General features: G+C 75.1%; 17 protein-coding genes. 15 read left to right on the top strand and 2 right to left on the bottom strand.

Annotation, left to right across the window (positions count from 1 at the left end):
• Position 1 precedes the first annotated feature (1 nt).
• From ACZ6PY_RS15275 to ACZ6PY_RS15215, 13 genes are all read left to right on the top strand, one after another.
• Entirely contained in the window at positions 2-1,291 is a 1,290-nt protein-coding gene (locus tag ACZ6PY_RS15275; protein WP_466072559.1) for an MCE family protein, read from the top strand.
• A complete protein-coding gene (locus ACZ6PY_RS15270; RefSeq protein WP_466072557.1) occupies positions 1,288-2,322 on the top strand; it encodes an MCE family protein in 1,035 nt (344 codons plus the stop codon). Before ACZ6PY_RS15275 ends, ACZ6PY_RS15270 begins: the two co-directional genes overlap by 4 nt.
• Entirely contained in the window at positions 2,319-3,305 is a 987-nt protein-coding gene (locus ACZ6PY_RS15265) for an MCE family protein (RefSeq protein ID WP_466072555.1), read from the top strand. Before ACZ6PY_RS15270 ends, ACZ6PY_RS15265 begins: the two co-directional genes overlap by 4 nt.
• Complete coding sequence (locus tag ACZ6PY_RS15260; RefSeq protein WP_466072553.1) at positions 3,305-4,549, top strand: MCE family protein; 1,245 nt, start codon at positions 3,305-3,307, stop codon at positions 4,547-4,549. Before ACZ6PY_RS15265 ends, ACZ6PY_RS15260 begins: the two co-directional genes overlap by 1 nt.
• Positions 4,546-5,979, top strand: a complete 1,434-nt coding sequence (locus ACZ6PY_RS15255) for an MCE family protein (protein ID WP_466072552.1) — start codon at positions 4,546-4,548, stop codon at positions 5,977-5,979. The genes ACZ6PY_RS15260 and ACZ6PY_RS15255 overlap by 4 nt, the downstream gene beginning before the upstream one ends.
• On the top strand, positions 5,976-7,214 hold the full coding sequence (locus ACZ6PY_RS15250; protein ID WP_466072550.1) for an MCE family protein: 1,239 nt from the start codon (positions 5,976-5,978) through the stop codon (positions 7,212-7,214). The genes ACZ6PY_RS15255 and ACZ6PY_RS15250 overlap by 4 nt, the downstream gene beginning before the upstream one ends.
• Entirely contained in the window at positions 7,211-8,023 is an 813-nt protein-coding gene (locus tag ACZ6PY_RS15245; protein ID WP_466072548.1) for a hypothetical protein, read from the top strand. The genes ACZ6PY_RS15250 and ACZ6PY_RS15245 overlap by 4 nt, the downstream gene beginning before the upstream one ends.
• Before the next feature lie 17 nt (positions 8,024-8,040).
• Positions 8,041-8,541: a hypothetical protein gene (locus tag ACZ6PY_RS15240; RefSeq protein WP_466072547.1), complete on the top strand. Its 501-nt coding sequence runs from the start codon at positions 8,041-8,043 to the stop codon at positions 8,539-8,541.
• Positions 8,542-8,780: 239 nt separating this feature from the next.
• Complete coding sequence (locus ACZ6PY_RS15235; protein ID WP_466072545.1) at positions 8,781-10,421, top strand: serine/threonine-protein kinase; 1,641 nt, start codon at positions 8,781-8,783, stop codon at positions 10,419-10,421.
• 55 nt (positions 10,422-10,476) lie between these two features.
• The gene (locus ACZ6PY_RS15230; protein ID WP_466072543.1) at positions 10,477-11,325 is read left to right on the top strand and encodes a hypothetical protein; all 849 of its coding nucleotides are present in this window, start codon (positions 10,477-10,479) and stop codon (positions 11,323-11,325) included.
• 73 nt (positions 11,326-11,398) lie between these two features.
• The gene (locus ACZ6PY_RS15225; protein ID WP_466072541.1) at positions 11,399-12,400 is read left to right on the top strand and encodes a membrane protein; all 1,002 of its coding nucleotides are present in this window, start codon (positions 11,399-11,401) and stop codon (positions 12,398-12,400) included.
• A gap of 197 nt (positions 12,401-12,597) precedes the next feature.
• Positions 12,598-13,920: an MFS transporter gene (locus tag ACZ6PY_RS15220; protein WP_466072540.1), complete on the top strand. Its 1,323-nt coding sequence runs from the start codon at positions 12,598-12,600 to the stop codon at positions 13,918-13,920.
• Positions 13,921-14,019: 99 nt separating this feature from the next.
• On the top strand, positions 14,020-15,873 hold the full coding sequence (locus ACZ6PY_RS15215; protein WP_466073552.1) for a transketolase: 1,854 nt from the start codon (positions 14,020-14,022) through the stop codon (positions 15,871-15,873).
• A gap of 37 nt (positions 15,874-15,910) precedes the next feature.
• On the opposite strand, the gene ligD is transcribed toward ACZ6PY_RS15215, so the two are convergent.
• Positions 15,911-16,876 (bottom strand): non-homologous end-joining DNA ligase, encoded by a 966-nt coding sequence (gene ligD, locus ACZ6PY_RS15210; RefSeq protein WP_466072538.1) that lies wholly within the window; start codon positions 16,874-16,876, stop codon positions 15,911-15,913.
• Positions 16,877-16,999: 123 nt separating this feature from the next.
• Between ligD and ACZ6PY_RS15205 the strand changes: the two genes are divergently transcribed.
• Positions 17,000-17,389 (top strand): DUF2267 domain-containing protein, encoded by a 390-nt coding sequence (locus tag ACZ6PY_RS15205; protein ID WP_466072536.1) that lies wholly within the window; start codon positions 17,000-17,002, stop codon positions 17,387-17,389.
• A gap of 79 nt (positions 17,390-17,468) precedes the next feature.
• Here ACZ6PY_RS15205 and ACZ6PY_RS15200 read toward each other — a convergent pair whose 3' ends face one another.
• The gene (locus tag ACZ6PY_RS15200; protein ID WP_466072535.1) at positions 17,469-18,245 is read right to left on the bottom strand and encodes a FadR/GntR family transcriptional regulator; all 777 of its coding nucleotides are present in this window, start codon (positions 18,243-18,245) and stop codon (positions 17,469-17,471) included.
• 138 nt (positions 18,246-18,383) lie between these two features.
• Between ACZ6PY_RS15200 and ACZ6PY_RS15195 the strand changes: the two genes are divergently transcribed.
• On the top strand, positions 18,384-19,676 hold the full coding sequence (locus tag ACZ6PY_RS15195; protein ID WP_466072533.1) for an ABC transporter substrate-binding protein: 1,293 nt from the start codon (positions 18,384-18,386) through the stop codon (positions 19,674-19,676).
• The last annotated feature ends 19 nt before the right edge of the window (positions 19,677-19,695 follow it).

The raw sequence follows: 19,695 nt of genomic DNA, 5'->3' as shown, positions 1-19,695 counted from the left end.
CATGCGACACCGTCTGCTCGGCCTCGTCTTCGTCGCCCTGCTCACCGCGGCGCTGACCGCCGCCGTGCTCCAGTACCGCGGGGCGTTCACCCCGGTCGACCGGGTCACCCTCCGCGCCGACCGCGCCGGCCTGCACCTTTTGGAGGGCGCCGACGTGAAGGTACGCGGGGTGGTGGTCGGCGCCGTCCGCTCGGTGCGCAGCGACGGCCACGGCGCGGTCATCGGGCTGGCCCTCGAACCGGCCACCACCGCCCGGATCCCCGCCGACGTGACCGCCCGGCTGCTGCCCAAGACCCTCTTCGGCGAGCGGTACGTGGAACTCGTCCCGCCCGCGGGCAGCACCGCCGGGCCGATCCGCGACGGCGCGGTCATCACCCAGGACCGCAGCCGCACGGCCGTCGAGCTGGAACGGGTGCTCGACGAGGCCCTGCCGCTGCTCCAGTCCGTCCGCCCCGACCAGCTCGCCACGACCCTCGGCGCGATCACCACCGCCCTGGAGGGGCGCGGCGACCGGCTCGGCGCGAACCTGACCCGGCTCGGCGCGTACCTGCGGCAGGTCAACCCGCAGCTGCCGACCCTCACCGAGGACCTGCGCCAGCTCGCCACCGTGCTGGACAGCTACGACGCGGCCCTGCCCGACCTGCTCGCCCTGCTGCGCGACGTGACCGTCACCGCCCGCACCGTCGGCGACCAGCGCGACCAGCTCGCCGCGTTCCTCGCCGACACGACCGACACGGCCGACACCGCCCGCGGCTTCCTGGACCGGCACGGCGACCAGCTCATCCGGCTCGGCCAGGTCAGCCGCCCGGTCCTCGAACTGCTGGCCGCCTACGCGCCGGAGTACCCGTGCCTGGTGCACGGTCTGGTCGACCTGCAACCGCGGGTCGAGGAGGTCTTCGACGGCGGCCGTATGCACATCACCCTGGAGGTGACCCGCGACGGCGGCCCGTACGAGCGGGGCCGCGACGAGCCCGTGTACGCCGCCCACGACGGCCCGGACTGCCGCGGCCTGCCGAAACCCCGGGTGCCCGCGCCGGAGGTGGCCGTCGCCGACGGCTACGACTACGGCGCCGCCCGTACCCCGAAGCCGCTGCCCGTGGGTGTGCCGGCCGGCGGGGCGTCCGCGGCGCCGGCCTCCCCGGAGATGGGCCGGGCCGGCACCGGCGAGGAGCGGGCCCTCGTGAAGCCGCTCGTCGGCGGGCTCACCGGGACACCACCCGCCGAGGTGCCCGACATCGCGGTGCTGCTCTGGGGCCCGCTGCTGCGCGGCGCGGTGGTGACCACCCGATGACCGGGAAGACGACCCCCGCGCTGGTCAAGCTGCTGGTGTTCGCGGCGATCACGCTGCTCGCGACCGGGCTGCTCGCGCAGACCCTCGGCGCGTTCCCGCCCGACGGCACCACCTACCGGGCCCGGTTCACCGACGTGACGGGCCTGCTCGCCGGCGACGACGTGCGGATCGCCGGCGTGCGGGTGGGCAAGGTGGCCGACATCCGGGTGGTCGACGACACGACCGCCGAGGTGGCCTTCACCGTCGACCGGACGGTGCCGGTGGCCGTCGGCGTCCGCGCCGCCGTCCGCTACCGCAACCTCGTCGGCCAGCGCTACCTGGCGCTGACCGAGGGCCCCGGCGACCGCCGGCCGCTGCGCCCCGACGGGCTCATCCCGCTCCGCCAGACCACGGCCGCGCTCGACCTGACCGTGCTGTTCAACGGCTTCCGGCCGCTGTTCACCGCGCTCGACCCCGCCGAGGTCAACAAGCTGGCGTACGAGATCGTCCAGGTGCTCCAGGGCGAGGGCGGCACGGTGGCCAGCCTCCTGCGGCGCACCGCCTCGCTGACCAGCACCCTGGCCGACCGGGACGCGGTGATCGGCCGGGTGGTCACCAACCTCAACCAGGTGCTGGGCACCCTGGCGAGCCACGACCGGGAGCTGGACCAGAGCGTCACCCAGCTCCAGCAGTTCGTCTCCGGGCTGTCCGCCGACCGCACCGCCATCGGCGAGGCGCTGGTCAGCCTCGGCGAGCTGACCGACACCACCGCCGGGCTGCTGCGCCAGACCCGGCCGCCGCTCGCCGCCGACGTCCGCGCCCTCGACGAGCTGGCCGGCACGCTCGGCCGCAACTCCGAGGTCATCGACGCCACCCTGGGCCGGCTGCCACAGCGCTACGAGTCGCTGACCCGGGTCGCCTCGTACGGCTCCTGGTTCAACTTCTACCTCTGCGACTTCGACGGCCGCCTCGCCGTCGACGGCCACGCGCCGCTCACCGTGCCCGGCGTCGACGCCACCGCCGCCCGCTGCGCCACCGGAGGTGCCCGGTGAGACCGTTCCGCGAACGCAACCCGGTGCTCGTCGGCGCGGTCGGGCTGACCGTGCTCGTCGCCGCCCTGCTCGGCGCGTTCCAGCTCGACCGGATCGCCGCGCTCACCGGCAGGTCGTACGCCGCCGCGTTCCACGACGCCAGCGGCCTGGCCACCGGCAACGAGGTGCGGGTGGCCGGGGTGCGGGTCGGGGTGGTCACCGCCGTGGAACTCGCCCGCGAGCCGCGGCCGTACGTGCGGGTCGGGTTCCGGGTCGACGACGACGGCGTGCGCCTGGGCCGGGACACCGGCGCGACCATCCGGATCAAGACGGTGCTCGGGCAGAAGTACCTGGCCCTCGCCCCGGCCGGCCCCGGGAAGCTGCCCGAGCGCGGGCAGATCCCGCTGGACCGCACCGCCGCCCCGTTCGACGTGGTGCAGGCCGTCACCGGCCTCGCCGACACCCTCGACAAGGTCGACACCGACCAGCTCGCCCGGGCGTTCACCACCCTCTCGGAGACCTTCGCCGACACCCCGCCCAGCGTGCACACCTCGCTGACCGGGCTGTCCCGGCTGTCCCGCACCGTCTCGTCCCGCGACGCCGAACTGCGCACCCTGCTGTCCCGGGCGCGCGGCGTCACCGGCGTGCTCGCCGAACGGGACGAGGAGTTCCGCAAGCTGGTCACCGACGGGGAGAAGCTGCTCACCGAGGTCAGCCGGCGCCGGGACGCCATCCACCAGCTCCTGGTCGGCACCGACCAGCTCGCCACCCAGCTCTCCGGGCTGGTCGCCGACAACCGCACCCGGCTGCAGCCCGCGCTGCGCAAGCTGCGCGAGGTGGTCGCCGTGCTGCAACGCAACCGCGACGACCTGGAGCAGACCATCCGCCGGATGGGCCCGTTCGTCACCGCGTTCGCCAACGTCGTCGGCAACGGGCGCTGGTTCGACTCGTACGTGGACGGACTGCTCCAGCCGTACCTGCCCGCCGCCACCGGAGGTCGCTGATGCCCGGTCGGATCCAGCGCTGGCGGCGACCGCTCGCCGCGGCCACCGTGCTGCTCACCGCCGTCGCCGTCGGGGCGGCCGTGTGGCGCCACCAACCACCCGACCGGCGGGTGGTCGCCTACTTCACCCGCGCGGTCGGCGTCTACGCCGGCTCCGACGTGCGGATCCTCGGCGTCCGCGTCGGCGAGGTCGAGAAGGTGGTCCCGCAGGGGCGGGTGGTCCGCGTCGAGATGCGCTACGACCCGGGGCTGCGGCTGCCGGCCGGCGCGCAGGCGCTCATCGTCCCGCCCAGCGTGGTCAGCGACCGGTACGTGCAGCTCACCCCGGCGTACACCGGCGGCGCCGAGCTGGGCGACGGCGCGCGGATCCCGGTCGACCGGACCGCCGCGCCCATGGAGATCGACGACATCTACGCCGCGCTCGACGAGTTCAACCGGACCCTCGGCCCGAACGGCGCCAACGCCGACGGTGCTCTGTCCGACCTGGTCGCCACCGGCCGGGCCAACCTCGACGGCAACGGCGCCGACCTGCACGACACCCTCGACGGGGCCTCCCGCGCGCTGAGCACCCTGTCCGCCGGGCGCGGCGACCTCTTCGGCACGGTGGCCAACCTGCAACGCTTCACCACCACCCTGGCCCGCAGCGACCAGCAGGTACGCCGCTTCCAGCAGCAGCTCGCCGACGTCGCCGAGCAGCTCGCCGGGGAGAAGGAGGAGCTGGCCCGGGCGCTGCGCAACCTGGCCGCCGCGCTCGACGACGTGACCACCTTCGTCCGGCAGAACCGGACCGCCCTGACCTCGAACGTCACCGCGCTCACCGACATCACCCGGGTCCTGGTCCGCCAGCAGCGGGCGGTCATCCAGATCCTCGACGTGGCGCCGCTCGCCATCGGCAACCTCAACCTCGCCTACAACCCCCGCTCCGGCACCCTCGACACCCGGGACAACCCGCTCGGCCCGTACGACCCGGCCACCTTCGCCTGCTCGCTGATGGTCGACCAGCTTCCCGTCGCCGAGGTGCCGGCGATCTGCACCAAGCTCGCGCAGACGCTGCGCCAGCGCGGGCTGCCCCTCACCGACCAGCTGCGCAAGCTGCTCAAGCTGCCGCCCGGCGCCCCGGCGGGAGGCGGGTCCTCACCGGGATCCATCAGCTCCCCCGGTGCGCCGACCGCCGACGAGGCGCCGGGCGGCCCCTCCATCCCGAGCGACCCCACGCTCGGCGGCATCCTGCGGGGTCCGGCGTGACCGCCCCGCCAGCCCGCGCGCGGGCGGCCCGGCTGCTGGCCGGCGCGCTGGCCGTGGCCCTGCTGCCCGCCGGCTGCGGCCTGCCCGAGGTGGCCGACCTGCCGCTGCCCGGTGGACGTCCGACCGGACCCGGCTACACGGTCACCGCGGAGTTCACCGACGTGCTGGACCTGGTGCCCCGGGCCGCCGTGAAGGTCGACGACGTCACCGTCGGCAGCGTCGAGAAGATCTCGCTGGACGGCTGGCACGCCCGGGTCCGGTTGCGCGTCGACCGGGCGGTGCGGCTGCCGGCGAACGCCACCGCCGCCGTCCGGCAGAGCAGCCTGCTCGGCGAGAAGTACGTGGCCCTGGCCCCGCCACCGGCCGAGCCGGCCCGGGGCGACCTCGCCGACGGCGACCTCATCCCGCTGTCCCGGACCACCCGCGGCGCCGAGGTGGAGGAGGTCCTCGCCGCCCTGGGCCTGCTGCTCAACGGCGGCGGCCTGGCCCAGCTGCGCACCATCAACGCCGAGCTGAACCGGGCCCTCGCCGGCCGCGAACCGGCGCTGCGGGACACCCTGACCCAGCTGGACACCTTCCTCGGCGGGCTGGACCGGCAGAAGGCCGACATCGTCCGCGCGATCGACGCCCTCGACCGGCTCAGCGGCCGGCTGGCCCGGCAGCGGCAGGTCGTCGGCGACGCGCTGGACTCCCTGGCCCCGGGCCTGACCGTCCTGGCCCGGCAACGGGCCCAGCTCACCAGGGCGCTCACCGCGCTGGGCCGCCTCGGCACCGTGGGCACCCGGGTGGTGGAGCGCAGTCGGGCGGACACCGTGGCCGCCGTGACGTCCCTGCAACCGATCCTGGAGCAGCTCGCCCGGGCCGGTGACGACCTGCCCAGGTCGCTGGACTTCATGCTGTCGTACCCGTTCCCGCCGAACGTCACCGGCGCGATCGTCGGCGACTTCGTGAACCTGTCCATAACGGCCGACCTGGACGCCGCCAGCATCCTGGCCAACCTGGTGGCCGCCGCGCCCGCGCCGGCGCCGCGGACCTCCCGACCGGCGACCCCGACGGCGCCTCGTCCGCCCGCCACCGGCGGCCCGGCGCGGCCCGGCCCCCGGCCCGGCGGCGGCGTCCTGCCCGACCTGCCCGACCTGCCACTGCTCAGGTGCCTGCCGGACCTGAAGGACTTCCCGGCCATCTTCACCCCGCCGAAGGAGTGCGAGCTGCCGGCGGGCTGCAAGCTGCTCAAGCCCGGCTCCACCGTGCCGCTGGGTGGCCTGCTGCTGCCCAAGGGCCTTGTGCCGCCCGGCACCGCGTTCCCCGCCGGCACCGAACTGCCCGACGGCACCGTGCTCACCAAGGAGTGCGTGCTCCCGCTGACCGGCGCCGTCACCGGCCAGATCGGCGACCTGACCGACGTGCTCGGGGGAGGGCTGATCCCGTGATCGGACGTACCGTGAAGCTCCAGGTGCTCGCGTTCGTGCTGGTGAGCGTCCTCGGCGTCGGCTACGTCGGCGTCCGCTACGTCGGCCTCGGCGACCGGCTGCTGCACGCCGGCTACGTCGTCCACGTCGACCTGGCCCGCGCCGGAGGGCTGTTCGCCAACGCCCCGGTCACCTATCGCGGCGTGCCCGTCGGCCGGGTCACCGCGGTGGCCCTGCGCGGCGACGGGGTCCGCGCCGACCTGCGCCTCGACCGGGACGTCCGGGTCCCCGACGCGCTGCGCGCCGTGGTCGCCCAGCGCTCCGCCGTCGGCGAGCAGTACCTCGACCTGCGTCCCGAGCGCGACGGCGGGCCGTACCTCGCCGACGGGGCGGTGATCCCGGCCGACCGGACCGGCCTCCCGCTGGCCCCGGAGACCCTGCTGACCAACCTGGACGCGCTGGTCCGCTCGGTCGACCCGGACGACCTGACCGTGCTCGTCACCGAGCTGGGCACCGCGTTCGAGGGCAACGAGCAGGCCCTGGCCCGGATCCTCGACGCCGGGGACGCTCTGCTCACCGAGGCGGACCGGCGGCTGCCCGAGACCCTCGCGCTGATCCGCGACGCCCGCACCGTGCTGACCACCCAGGCCGAGTCCAGCGAGGCGCTGCGCCGCTGGTCGGCCGGGCTGGCGCAGCTCGCCGCCACGCTGCGTACCGCCGACCCGGACCTGCGGCGGCTGCTGGCCGGCGGACCGCCCGCCGGCACCGAGCTGCGGGCGCTGCTGCGCGGCCTGGAACCGGACGTCGGCGTGCTGCTCGGCAACCTGGTCACCGTCAACGGGATCGCCGCCCGGCGGTTGCCCGGCATCGAGCAACTGCTGGTGGTGTACCCGATCGCGGTGGCCGGCGGCTACACCGTCACCCCCGGCGACGGCACCGCCCACCTCGGCCTGGTGGTCAACGTGGGCAACCCGCCGTCCTGCGTCTACGGCGGGGGCGCCACCGGTTGCGACGCCGGCGAGCGCGCCGCCGGGGCGAGCGTGCGCGGCGCCGGGAACGCGCCCCGACCCTCCGGCGCCGACCCCGCGCCCCCGCCCGAGGCCGACGGGGGCGGCGACCCCGGGTACGACCCGGCCACCGGCGTCGTGCTCGGCGCCGACGGCCGCCCGTTGCAGTTCGGCGGCACCGGCGGCCAGTACCGCACCGCCGGGGCCCAGTCCTGGAAACAGCTGTTGCTCGCCGGGGTGACCCCGTGACCGGCGTACCCGAGGAGGTGGCGGTGCCCAGCCGCAGGAACACCACGTTGAAGGTCATCAAGGGCGCGAAGGCCGGCGGCCCGACCGTGCCGCGCCGCCGCCTGGTCAACCGGGCGGTCCCCGCAGCCGACGAGCCGATCGAGCGGGTGCTGGAACGGCTCGACCGGGAACCGGTCGAGGACCCCCTCGAGGCCGGGGACCTCACCGTCGTCGGCGACCCGGCCGAGGTCGAGGACCTGCCCGAGCCCGACCCGGAGCCCGCCGAGCCGGACGCCGACGCCGGGCCGGACGCCGACGCCGAGCCGGCCGGCACCGCCCCGCCCCGCCGGCGCCGGGCGCTCGTCGCGCTGCTCGTGGTGCTGCTGGCCGCCGCCCTGGCCGGCGCCGGCGTGCAGGGCCACCGCTGGTACGTCGACCGGGCCACCGACCAGGCCCGCCGGGAGGCCGTGGCCACCGCCCGGCAGGCCGCGGTCAACTTCGTCTCGGTCAGCGCCGCCAGCGTCGACCGGGACCTGAGCCGGATCACCGCCGGCGCCACCGGTGACTTCAAGGACGAGTTCACCCGCGGCCAGGCCCAGGTCCGCGCCGCCGTCGTGGAGAACAAGGTCCAGTCCCAGGGGACCGTGCTGCGTGCCGGGCTCGTCTCCGGCGACCGGCGGCACGCGGTGGTGCTGGTGGCGGTCGACGCCACCGTCCGCAACGTCAAGTCGCCCGACGGCCGGCCCTCGCACTACCGGATCCAGCTCGACCTGGTCCGGGACCGGGACTCGGGGGACTGGCTCGTGACCAAGCTCCAGTTCGTCGGATGACCGACAGGAGGAGACCGATGCGCCTACCGACCGTCCTGCGTCGACCCCGGCCGCGGCCCGTGCCGCTGCTCGTCGTCGCGCTGCTGCTGGCCGCCGCCGTGGCGGTGGCCGGCTGGACCGCCGACCGCCGCGCCGACCAGCGCGACCAGGCCGTACGCCAGGCCCTGGCCACCGCCCCGGCCGCCGCCAAGGCCCTCTTCTCCTACGACTACCGCACCTTCGACGACAGCGTCGCCAACGGCCGGACCTTCGCCACCGGCGCGTTCGCCGACGAGTACGCGCAGACCACCACGGCGCTCAAGGCGACCGCCGCGAAGCAGCAGGCCGTGGTGCTCGCCGAGGTGTCCGCCGCCGGCGTGGTCGACGCCCGGCCGGACCGGGTGGAGCTGCTGCTCTACCTCAACCAGTACCGGCGCAACGTGACCACGGCGGGGGAGAAGGTGGACCAGAACCGGGTGGTGCTCACGCTGGTCCCGGTGCACGGCGAGTGGAAGGTCGTCCAGGCCACCGCCATCTGACCGGCGGGCTTGCCGGTGTCTGCTAGCAGTGGCGGTGTGTCCGTTCCCGACCATCCGCCCGCCGGCCCGCCCGGCCCACGCACGACCGACCCCGGAACCGGCCGGCACCCCGATTCCGGGGTCGCCGTCCGGCGCGGGGAAGCACCCGTTGCGCCGATGGACTCCCGCGCCGGCGCGACCAGAATGACCAGCGAGGCGGAGGCCGACACCCGCCCCTGGAACGCCGTGGAGGCCGTCGCATGAGCGGCTGGCAGCTGTCCGGCTACACGCCGGTCCGTCGGCTCGGCGCCGGTGCGTCGGGCAGCGTCGTGCTCGCCACACACGACGCCACCGGCACCCCGGTCGCCATCAAGTACCTGGTCCGCGACATCGGCGCGGACTCCTCCTTCCGGACCGCCTTCCGGTCGGAGGCCCGGCTCCTCGGCGAGATCGACGACCGGCACGTCAGCCGCCTCTACGAGTACGTCGAGTCGCCGCACGGCGCGGCCATCGTGATGGAGCTGGTCAACGGGGTCTCGCTGCGCCAGATGCTGCGGACGCACGGCCCCACCACCCCCGAGGCGGCGCTGTGCGTGTTGAAGGGCTCGCTCACCGGCCTCGCCGCCGCGCACGCGCGCGGCGTGGTGCACCGGGACTACAAGCCGGAGAACGTGCTGGTCACCGGGGAGGGGTTGAGCAAGCTCGCCGACTTCGGCATCGCCATGCCGGTCGGCCAGGGCTCCGACACCACCGTCTCGGGCACCCCCCGCTACATGGCTCCCGAGCAGTGGACGGGCGCGCCGGCCAGCCCGGCGTGCGACATCTACGCGGCCACCGCCACCTTCTTCGAGTGCCTCACCGGCAAGCCCCCGTACGAGGGGCCGGACCTGTTCGCGCTGCGCGAGCAGCACGCCTCCGCGCCGATCCCGACCGACCCGGCCCCCGCGCCGGTGCACGAGCTGCTCCGGCACGGCATGGCCAAGCGTCCCGACGAGCGGCCCCAGCCCGCCCAGGTGTTCCTGGAGATCCTGGACCGGGTGGCCGGCGCCGGATACGGCGGGGAGTGGGAGGAGCGCGGGCTGCGCGAGCTGGCCCGCCGGGCCGCCCTGCTCGCCGCGCTCTGGCCGTTCCCCGACGGCGCGGGCGGCGCCACCAGCCTGGCCAGCACCACGCTCGGCGCGACGGCCGGGCGCGGCGGCCGGTTCCGCCGGGGCCGCGCGCGCACCGCGCTGGCGGGCGCCGGCCTGGTCGCCGCCCTGCTGGCCGGCGGTGCCGGCTACAGCTACGCCGCCCACGACAACCCGGTCACCGCCGACGGCCCGACCGGCCCGGCCGTCGCCGGCGCCACGACCGCCGACCCGAGCGGCGGCACCCCGACCGACCCGCCGCCACCGTCCGCGAGCGCCACCCCGTCCGCGTCGGCCACGCCGCCGGCGACGCCGGACGCCAGCCCGAGCGGCTCCCGGTCCGCGACCCCCACCCGCCCACCGGTACGCACCAGCGCGCCCGCCCCGACCCCGTCGACCAGCACCACGCCGCCGCCACCCGATGTCACCGCCCCCGCCGTCAGCGACGTCGTCGCCGATCCGGGGCAGCTCGAACCCGACGGCTGCCGGTACGGGTACCGGATCAGCACGGTCACGGCCACCGTCACCGACGACCGCAGCGGCCCGGCCGCCCTCACGGTCACCTTCCGCTACACCCTGGGAGGTGCCACCGGCACGGGGTCGATGGCCTCGGCCGGGCGCGGCGTGTTCCGGGGCACCCTCGGCCCGCTGCCGGCGCCGAGGCAGAGCACCCGCATCCCGATCCAGGTCACCGCCGTCGACGCCGCCGGCAACGCGAGCACCTCGGCGTCCCCGGTGTACGTGACGCTCTACAACTACTGCACCCCCGGCTAGGAGTGGTGACCGTGCCCGCTGCCCAGACCCGCGCCGTGACCCGGGGACGGCCCTCGTGACCCGCCCCGAGGAGCCGACCGAGGCGCTGCCCACCCGCGCGCTGCCCGTCGACCCCGGCGCGACCGTCGACCTGGGTCGCGACGGTGCCCTCGATCCCGCCGACGCCACCGTTCACCTCGGTCCGACGGACCGGACGGTGCACCTCCGCGCGGCGGAGCCGACCGCGCAGTTCGGCGCCCCGACCGTCGGCGCCCCGGGCGCCGCCGGGCCGACGGGGCACCACACCGCGTGGCCCCGGCAGCACCCGACCGGCCCGGCCACGGCGGCCGGCGGCGGGTCGACCGCCGGGGCGTACCGGGAGGCGACGGCGGACGCGGGGGCGGTGGCCGGGGCGCCGGCGCCCGGCGGGGAGCTGCGCTTCGGGCCCGGTGTCCCGGCCACCCCGCCGCCGGCCCCGGCCTGGCCGGCGATGCCTCCGGCGCGGCGGTCCCGCCCGGTCTGGCGCCGGGTCGTCTCGGTGCTGTCCACCCTGCTCACCGCGGCGCTGCTGGTGGTGGTCGGGCTCTACCTGTGGCAGCGGCTGCGGCCGCTGGAGGTCGAGGCCGTCACCGTGGCGGTGCCCCGGCCGCCCGGCGTCGCCTGCGACGTCACCGTCGACGTCGTGGCCACCGTGCGGACCAACGGGCGCGGCGGGGTGATCCGCTACCAGTGGTTCCGCTCGGACGCACCGCCGGGCGGCCTGCTCACCGAGCGGGTCGCGCGCGGCCAGCGGACCGCCACCCTCACTCTCCGGTGGACGATCAGCGGGGTCGGCGCGACCGTCGAGAGCGCCACCGTCAACATCGTCGAACCGTCGCCGCTGCAGGCCGGGACGCAGGTCCGCTACCGCTGCCCCCGGGGCTGACCGCGTTTCCCCGACGGCCGGTCAGGGTAGCTCCAGGCGAACCAACCCTGACTGTGTGCGTGGAGGCCCTTCGATGAAAGACAACTTCGGCGACGCGGTGGGCGACGCGTTCCGTTCGGTGATGCTGTTCCTGCCCAAGGCGGTCGCCTTCATCGCCATCCTGGTCGTGGGCTGGCTGGTCGCCAAGGCCGTGCTGAAGATCGTGGACAAGGTCCTGGAGCGGGTCCACTTCGACCGGGCCGTCGAGCGCGGCGGCATCAAGACCGCCCTCGCGCGGTCGAAGTACGACGCCAGCGACATCGTCGCGAAGCTGGCCTACTACGCGGTGCTGCTGGTCACCCTGCAGCTCGCCTTCGGCATCTGGGGCCCGAACCCGATCTCCGACCTGATCGCCGGCGTCGTCGCCTGGCTGCCCCGGGCGTTCGTCGCCATCGTCATCGTGGTGGTGGCCGCGGCCATCGCCCGGGCGGTGAAGGACATCATCTCCAGCGCCCTCGGCGGCCTCTCCTACGGCCGGGTGCTCGCCAACATCGCCTCGGTGTTCATCCTCGGCCTCGGCGTCATCGCCGCGCTCAACCAGATCGGCGTCGCCACCACGGTGACCACCCCGGTGCTGATCGCCGTGCTCGCCACCGTCGGCGGCATCCTGGTCGTCGGCGTGGGCGGCGGCCTGGTCCGCCCGATGCAGAGCCGCTGGGAGAACTGGCTGGCCCGGGCCGAGGAGGAGTCGCGGACCATCGCCACCCACGCCCGGGCGTACCAGGCCGGGCGGCGGGACGTCGAGGCGCGGTTCGGCGGGACGCCCGGCCCGTACGCCGAGGCCGAGCTGACCCGGCCGGTGGCCGGTGAGGGCGAGGCGGACCGGACCCAGCCGGTGGCCCCGTACGGCGCGGCGGAGCCGACCCAGCCGGTCGCCCCGTACGGCGGGGCCGAGCCGACCCAGCCGGTGCCGGCGTACGCCGACCCGGACCGCACCCAGGCGACCACGCCGCGGCAGCCGACGGCCGAGCAGGCCGCGGACAGCGAGGCCACGATGGTCATCCCGCAGGCGGACGTGGACCGGTCCCGCCGCTGACCGACCGACCTCCGACCGGGGTGGGGCCCTTCCGGGTCCCACCCCGGTCCGTGTGCGTGGGGCGGCGCGGGGGCCGGGCGCCCGGTTACGATCGGCACGTGCACTGGCGACATTGATGCCCTGCCGAGGGTCGAGCCCGCGGGCCACCGCGGACACCGCACGTCCGGTGTCCGTCACGTCCCCGTGGGAAGGTCCCCATGCTCGTCGTCTCCGCGCGCGTGCCCGCCGAGCGCCGGCTCGCCGTCACCCTCTACGCCTACGCGTTCCTCACCGACCTGGTCCTGCTCTACCCGGTCTACACGCTGCTCTTCGCCGACACCGGGCTGTCGGTCGGGCAGATCTCCTCGCTCTTCGTGCTCTGGTCGGTCGCCGGCATCCTGCTGGAGGTGCCCTCGGGCGCCTGGGCCGACGCGGCCTCGCGACGGCTGCTGCTCTGCCTCGCCCCGCTGCTGACCGCCGCCGGGTTCGCCCTCTGGGTGCTCGTCCCGTCCTACCCGGCGTTCGCCGCCGGCTTCCTGCTCTGGGGCGCGGGCGGCGCGCTGCGCTCCGGCGCCCAGGAGGCGCTGGTCTGGACCGAGCTGGACCGGCTCGGCGTCGCCGGCCGGTACGCCCGGCTGACCGGCCGGGCGAGGACCGCCGAGCTGCTCGGGGTGGTCGGTGCCATGGGGCTGGCCGCGCCGGTGCTGGCCCTCGGCGGCTACCCGGCCGTGGGTGCCGCGAGCGTGGCGGCGTGCCTGGCCGCCGCGGCGGTCGCCACCCGGTTCCCCGAGCACCGCGCGGCGGGCCCGGCGGTCCACCGCCGGCCGGGCGCGGACCAGCCCGGCACTGACCGGCCCGGCTCCGGCCGGCCCGGCGCGGACCAGGCTGGCACGCACCAGCCCGACGCGGACGAGCCCGGCTGGCTGGCCAGCCTTCGCGGCGGGCTGGCCGAGGCCCGCGCCGACCGGTCGGTGCGGGCGGCGCTGCTGCTGGTGCCGGCGGTCGCCGCCGTGTGGGGCGGCCTGGACGAGTACACGCCGCTGCTGGCCCGGGACACCGGGGTGCCGGCGGCCACCGTGCCGCTGCTGCTCCTGCTGGTCTGGGCCGGCACCACCGTGGGCGGCCTGCTGGCTCCGGTGGGGGAGCGGCTGACCGACCGGGGCTTCGCCGCGCTCCTGGCGGGGGCCGCGCTGGCCCTGGCCGCGGGCGCCCTGCTCCGTCACCCGGCCGGGTTCGTCCTGGTGGGTGTCGCGTTCGCGGCGTTCCAGCTCGCCACCGTGCTGGCCGACGTCCGGCTGCAGTCCCGGATCAGCGGGCCCGACCGGGCGACGGTCACCTCGGTGGCGGGGATGGCCACCGACGTGACGATCATCGCGGTCTACGCCGGGTACGGCCTCGTGGCGGGAGCCGCCGGCCACGCGGTGGCGTTCACGGTGGCCGTGCTGCCCTACCTGCTGCTGGCCGGCCGTCTGGCCACCCGCCGTCCGGGCCGCCAAGTTCGGGCGAATAGGTCGTTGCCCGAAAATACCGGTGTTTCCTGATTACGGTATGGGCGGAAGTGGCCGGGGGCCGGTCGTCCTCGGGCGCGGCCTGGGCGACCGGCGCTGGGCCGGTCCGGACGGAGGCGACGCGGCGTGACGATGGAAGCAGAGCGCACCCTGCGCGACGAGGAGCTGGCCGGGCTGGCGGACCTCGCCGCGCAGCTCCGGATCGACTCGATCCGGTGCAGCACCCGGGCCGGCTCGGGCCACCCCACGTCGAGCCTGTCCGCGGCCGACCTGCTCGCGGTGCTGATCTCCCGCCACCTGCGCTACGACTGGTCCTACCCGGGCAACCGGGCCAACGACCACCTGATCTTCTCCAAGGGCCACGCGTCGCCGCTGCTGTACGCGGTCTTCCGAGCGACCGGCGCGATCAGCGAGCAGGAGCTGCTGGACTGCTACCGCCAGTCGGGCTCCCGCCTCCAGGGTCATCCCACCCCGGTCCTGCCCTGGGTGGACACCGCGACCGGCTCCCTCGGCCAGGGGCTGCCGGTCGGCGTCGGCGTCGCCCTGGCCGGGCAGTACCTGGACAAGCTGCCGTTCCACGTCTGGGTGCTCTGCGGCGACAGCGAGACGGCCGAGGGCTCCATCTGGGAGGCGCTGGACAAGGCCGGCCACTTCGGGCTGCGCAACCTCACCGTGATCGTGGACGTGAACCGGTTCGGCCAGCGGGGCCCCACCGAGCTGGAGTGGGACCTGGACACCTACCGCCGGCGCGTCGAGGCGTTCGGCTGCCACCCCATCGTCGTCGACGGGCACGACCTGGCCGCGATCGACGAGGCGTTCGGGCAGGCCCGGGAGACGACCGGCCCGACGGTGGTGCTGGCCCGGACGGTCAAGGGCAAGGGCGTGCCGGAGATCGAGAACCGGCCGGACTGGCACGGCAAGGCCCTCGAAGCGGACCAGGCCGAGCGGGCCGTCCAGGCCCTCGGCGGGGTGCGGCAGATCCGGGTCGCCGGGCCGCGGCCTCCCGCCGCGCCGCCGGCCCCCACCCCCGCCGCCACGCCGCCGGAGCTGCCCCGCTACGAGAAGGGGACGAAGGTGGCCACCCGCAACGCGTACGGGGACGCGCTGCGCGCGCTGGGCGTCCGGCCGGACGTGGTGGTCCTCGACGGCGAGGTCAGCGACTCGACCCGGGCGGACAAGTTCGCAGAGGCGTACCCGGACCGGTTCTTCGAGATGTTCATCGCCGAGCAGCAGCTGGTCGCCGCCGCGGTGGGCCTGCGGGTCCGTGGTTACCGGCCGTTCGCGGCCACCTTCGCCGCGTTCCTGTCCCGCGCCTACGACTTCATCCGGATGGCCGGCATCTCGCGGGCCGACATCGCCCTCGCCGGCTCGCACGCCGGCGTGGAGATCGGCCCGGACGGCCCCTCCCAGATGGGGCTGGAGGACCTCGCCGCCCTGCGCGCCGTGCACGGGTCGACAGTGCTCTACCCGAGCGACGCCGTCTCCTGCGCGGCCCTCGTCGCCGCCATGGTAGACCGGGAGGGCGTCAGCTACCTGCGCACGACCCGCGGCAAGTACCCGGTGCTCTACGACAACGCGGAGGAGTTCCCGGTCGGCGGCAGCAAGCTGCTGCGCGACGGGACCGACGTGGCGCTCATCGGCGCCGGGGTGACCGTGCACAACTGCCTCGCGGCCGCCGAGGAGCTGGCCCGCGAGGGCATCGACGCCCGGGTGATCGACCTGTACTCGGTGAAACCCGTCGACCGGCAGCGCCTGCTCGACGCCGTGCGGGACACCGGAGGCCGGTTGGTGGTGGTCGAGGACCACTACCCGCAGGGCGGGCTGGGCTCCGCCGTGCTGGAGGAGCTGGCCGACCTGGCCGAGCCGGTGCGGGTCAGCCACCTGGCCGTACGCGGGCTGCCCGGTTCCGGCACCCCGGCCCAGCAGATGGACCGGGCGGGCATCGGCGCGTACGCCATCGTCGGCGCGGCGCGCGCCCTGGCCTGACGGCGCCCCGGCGGGACCGGCCACGCCGGCCCCCGGCTCACCGCCGCAGCCGGATCTCGGCCGGATCGCGGTCGCTGCGCAGGCCCTTCCAGGAGGGGTGGCGCAGCCGGCCGTCGGGCGTCCACGACCGGAAGGTGACGTCCCCGACCAGCACCGGGTCGACCCAGACGGCGTGCCGGGCCTGCTCGCGCGGCACCGGGACGCCGAAGGGCGGGTCGGGCCGGGTCAGCGGCTCCAGGCGCCCGGCCAGGTCCCGCAGCGCGGCCTGGGTGAAGCCGGTGCCCACCTGCCCGATGTAGTGCAGCCGGTCGTGCTCGTCGTACGAGCCGAGCAGCAGCGAGCCGATGGCGCCGGACCGCCGACCGGAGCCCGGCTTCCAGCCGCCCACGATCACCTCGACGGTCTCGTTGAGCGGCACCTTGACCCACGCCGCGCCCCGGCGGCCCGGCTCGTACGGCGACCGGAGCTGCTTGGCGACGACCCCTTCGAGTCCGAGGTCGGCCGCCGCCGTGGCCAGGTCCCGGCCGGCCTCGCCGGTCCAGTAGGGCGGCGTCTCGACGGTCTCGCCGCTGAGCCCCAGCCCCTCCAGCGCGGCGCGCCGCTCGGTGTAGGGCAGGACCGTGGTGTCCCGACCGTCGAGGTGCAGCAGGTCGAACAGGTAGTACCGGACCGGGGTCGAGGCGACCAGCGCGGCGGCCGGCGCCCGGACGTGCATCCGCCGCTGGAGCGCGGAGAAGCTGGGCCGGCCGCCGGCGTCGAGGGCCACGATCTCGCCGTCGAGCACCGCCCGCCGGCCGGCCAGGAGGTCGGCGAGCTCACCCAGCTCCGGGTACGCCCGGGTGACGTCCCGGTCGTTGCGGCTGAGCAGCCGCAGCCCCCGGTTGACGTACGCGACCGCCCGCACGCCGTCCCACTTGAACTCGTAGCCCCAGCCGGGCCCGGTGGGCAGCGCGCCGAGCCCGGCGAGCATCGGCGGCACGAGCGTCGGCATCCTGGCGGCCACGTCCCGATCCTGGCCGTCGCGGTCCGGTCCGACGCCGGTTTCCGGGCTTTCGCCCGGGCGGCGCTCGTTTGTGGTGGTCGCCTGCGGGTAGCCACGCGGTCTCCAGGACGGAAGGACCGAACGATGGCGGAGCTGGAGTTCGTGGCGAAGGTGGCCGAGCGGGCGGGCGTCCCGGCCGACACCGCGCGATCCCTGACCGAGGCCACCCTGCGCACCCTCGCCGAGCGGATCAGCGGCGGCGAGGCGGCGGACCTGGCCGACCACGTGGCGCACGAACTGCGCCCGCTGCTGGCCCGGGCCCGTCCCGAGGAGCCGCAGGTGTTCGGGTACGACGAGTTCCTGCGCCGGGTGGCCGACCGCGCCGGTACCGCGCCGGACCTGGCCGAGCGTGGCGCGCGGGCGGTGTTGCAGACCCTGCACCGGGTGGTCGGGCACGTCGAGTTCGAGCACGCCCTGGCCCAGCTGCCGCGGGAGATCGGGGCGCTGGCCCAGCCGGTGCCCCGCACGCCCTGACCGGCCCGGCACCCGCGCCGCACGGCCCGGCTCCATCGCCGGGCCGAGGTCGCGTGCCGGCGGGTTGACCGGAGCGCGGTCAGTCCGCCTGGCGGAGGCCCGGGACGGGTTCGGAAATCTGCTCCCAGATCGACTTCATCTCGTCGAACGCCTGTTCCATGAGCTGCACCATCGCACTCCGCGCGCGCTCGCCGTCGTGGCGCTGGATCGCCTGGGCGACCTCGGCGTGCAGGTGCAGCGCCCGCTCGTGCGGGTGGTGCGGCATGAGGTGGTGCTTGTGCCGGCCGGTGAGCACCTCGGCGACCAGGTCCTGCAACCGGACGAACATCTCGTTGCCGGAGGCGAGCAGCACCCGCCGATGGAACTCGATGTCGAGGCGTAGGAACCGCTCCTCGTCGCCGGCCTTGCCGGCGGCCCACATCTTCGCCGCGAGCCCGACGAGATCGCTCGCCTCCTCGTGACCGGCCCGGTCGGCGGCGAGCAGGGCGGCATGGGGCTCGATGGCGGTGCGCAGCTCGGTGATCGACCGGAGCTGGACGATCCGGCTCTCCGAGGCGAGCCGCCAGCGGATCACCTGCGGGTCGAAGACGTTCCAGTCGTGGGCCGGGCGGATGGTCACCCCGACCCGTCGACGGGTCTCGATGAACCCGATCGACGCCAGCACCCGCAGCACCTCGCGGATCACCGAGCGGGACACCTCGTACCGGTCGACGAGTTCGTCGATGTTGAGGACCGCGCCCGGGGCGAATTCGCCCCCGCAGATGGCGGTGCCGAGGTGTTCGAGGACGCGTGCGTGCAGCCCTGCTTCGGCGCGGGCGTGTTGGGCGGTCGTGCCCTCGGAGGGGTGGGGTTCCACGCCGCGGATCGTATCATTTGGATCAACCCCTTGAATAAATCTGCTTTATCGGCCTAGCATCCCGACGTTAAGCGGATGTAAACCGCGAGGTAGCGCCGCTCCGCGCGGGCAGCGACCGGGACTGAAGGAGAGATAAGCGTGCGACGTCGAGCGATAATCGGCACTTCCCTGGCAGTCGTCGCCGCCATGGGCCTGGCCGCCTGCGGCGGCGGGGGCGACGGTGGCGGCAGCGGGTCGAAGACCCTGCGCGTGACGCTGGTGAACCACGTCTGGACGGAGAACATCAAGAAGGCCCTGCCGGAGTTCGAGAAGCAGACGGGTCTCAAGGTCGAGGTCACCCAGCTCGGTGAGGACCAGCTCTCCGACCAGTACAACGTCAAGCTGAACGCCGGGTCCAGCGACATCGACGTGATGATGTACCGGCCGCTGCAGGAGGGGAAGCTGTTCGCCAAGAACAAGTACCTCGCCGACCTGACCGAGCGGACCAAGTCCGACAGCGCCTTCGACTTCAAGGACTTCCAGCCCGGCCCGGTGCAGGCGACCACGTACGAGGACAAGGTGGTCGGCGCGCCGATCATCACCGAGTCGGAGGTCCTCTACTACCGCAAGGACCTGCTGGAGAAGTCCGGCTTCACCGCCCCGCCGAAGACCCTGGACGAGCTCAAGGCGCAGGCGGCGAAGGTCGAGGCGGACAACCCGGGCGTGGCGGGCTTCGTGTCCCGCACCGGTAAGTCGGCCGCCGTCACCCAGTTCTCCAGCTTCCTGTACAGCTTCGGCGGCGAGTTCGTCGACGCCAACGGCAAGGCATCGGTCAACACCGACCAGGCCAAGCAGGCGTACGCCTACTACGGCGGGCTGCTGCGCGAGCACGGCCCGAAGAACATCAGCACCGACATGAGCTGGTCCGAGGCGATGGCCATCTTCACCCAGGGCAAGGCGGCCTTCTACACCGAGGCCAACTCGCTCTACAAGAACGCCACCGACCCGGCCAAGTCGAAGGTCTCCGACGCCGTCGGCTTCGCGGCCTTCCCGGCCGGCCCGGCCGGCTCGAAGCCGTACAACGTCCCGTCCTGGGCGCTCGGCATCAACGACGCGTCGAAGAACAAGGACAACGCCTGGAAGTTCATCCAGTGGGCGGCCGGCAAGGAGCAGTCCCTGGAGCAGCAGAAGGCGGGCGTCCCCGGCGCCCGTGCCTCGGTCTGGGCCAACCCGGAAGGCATCTCCACCTACCCGAAGGACCTCGCCGAGGCCACCGTGGCCGGCAACGCCGGCGGCGTCGGCCACGACCGTCCACTGGTCGTGAAGGTCGCCCAGGCGCGCGAGATCGTCGGCCAGCCGATCGTCGACGGGATCACCGGCAAGGACGCGGCCGCCTCGGCGGACGCGGCGAACGAGGCGTTCCAGAAGTTCCTCGACGACGAGGCGAAGTAGCCCGATCGCGGGGTGGCGG

It is taken from the genome of Micromonospora sp. NPDC048907 (assembly GCF_055586885.1).
Note: the sequence above shows the minus strand (reverse complement) of the source record. Positions and strands in the feature narration are given on the sequence as shown.

What these genes read in the sequence shown, in the direction of transcription:
- ACZ6PY_RS15275 (WP_466072559.1), top strand. Translation starts at nt 2, where the DNA reads ATGCGACACCGTCTGCTCGGCCTCGTCTTCGTCGCCCTGCTCACCGCG.
- ACZ6PY_RS15270 (WP_466072557.1), top strand. Translation starts at nt 1,288, where the DNA reads ATGACCGGGAAGACGACCCCCGCGCTGGTCAAGCTGCTGGTGTTCGCG.
- ACZ6PY_RS15260 (WP_466072553.1), top strand. Translation starts at nt 3,305, where the DNA reads ATGCCCGGTCGGATCCAGCGCTGGCGGCGACCGCTCGCCGCGGCCACC.
- ACZ6PY_RS15240 (WP_466072547.1), top strand. Translation starts at nt 8,041, where the DNA reads ATGCGCCTACCGACCGTCCTGCGTCGACCCCGGCCGCGGCCCGTGCCG.
- ACZ6PY_RS15235 (WP_466072545.1), top strand. Translation starts at nt 8,781, where the DNA reads ATGAGCGGCTGGCAGCTGTCCGGCTACACGCCGGTCCGTCGGCTCGGC.
- ACZ6PY_RS15225 (WP_466072541.1), top strand. Translation starts at nt 11,399, where the DNA reads ATGAAAGACAACTTCGGCGACGCGGTGGGCGACGCGTTCCGTTCGGTG.
- ACZ6PY_RS15220 (WP_466072540.1), top strand. Translation starts at nt 12,598, where the DNA reads ATGCTCGTCGTCTCCGCGCGCGTGCCCGCCGAGCGCCGGCTCGCCGTC.
- ACZ6PY_RS15215 (WP_466073552.1), top strand. Translation starts at nt 14,020, where the DNA reads ATGGAAGCAGAGCGCACCCTGCGCGACGAGGAGCTGGCCGGGCTGGCG.
- ACZ6PY_RS15205 (WP_466072536.1), top strand. Translation starts at nt 17,000, where the DNA reads ATGGCGGAGCTGGAGTTCGTGGCGAAGGTGGCCGAGCGGGCGGGCGTC.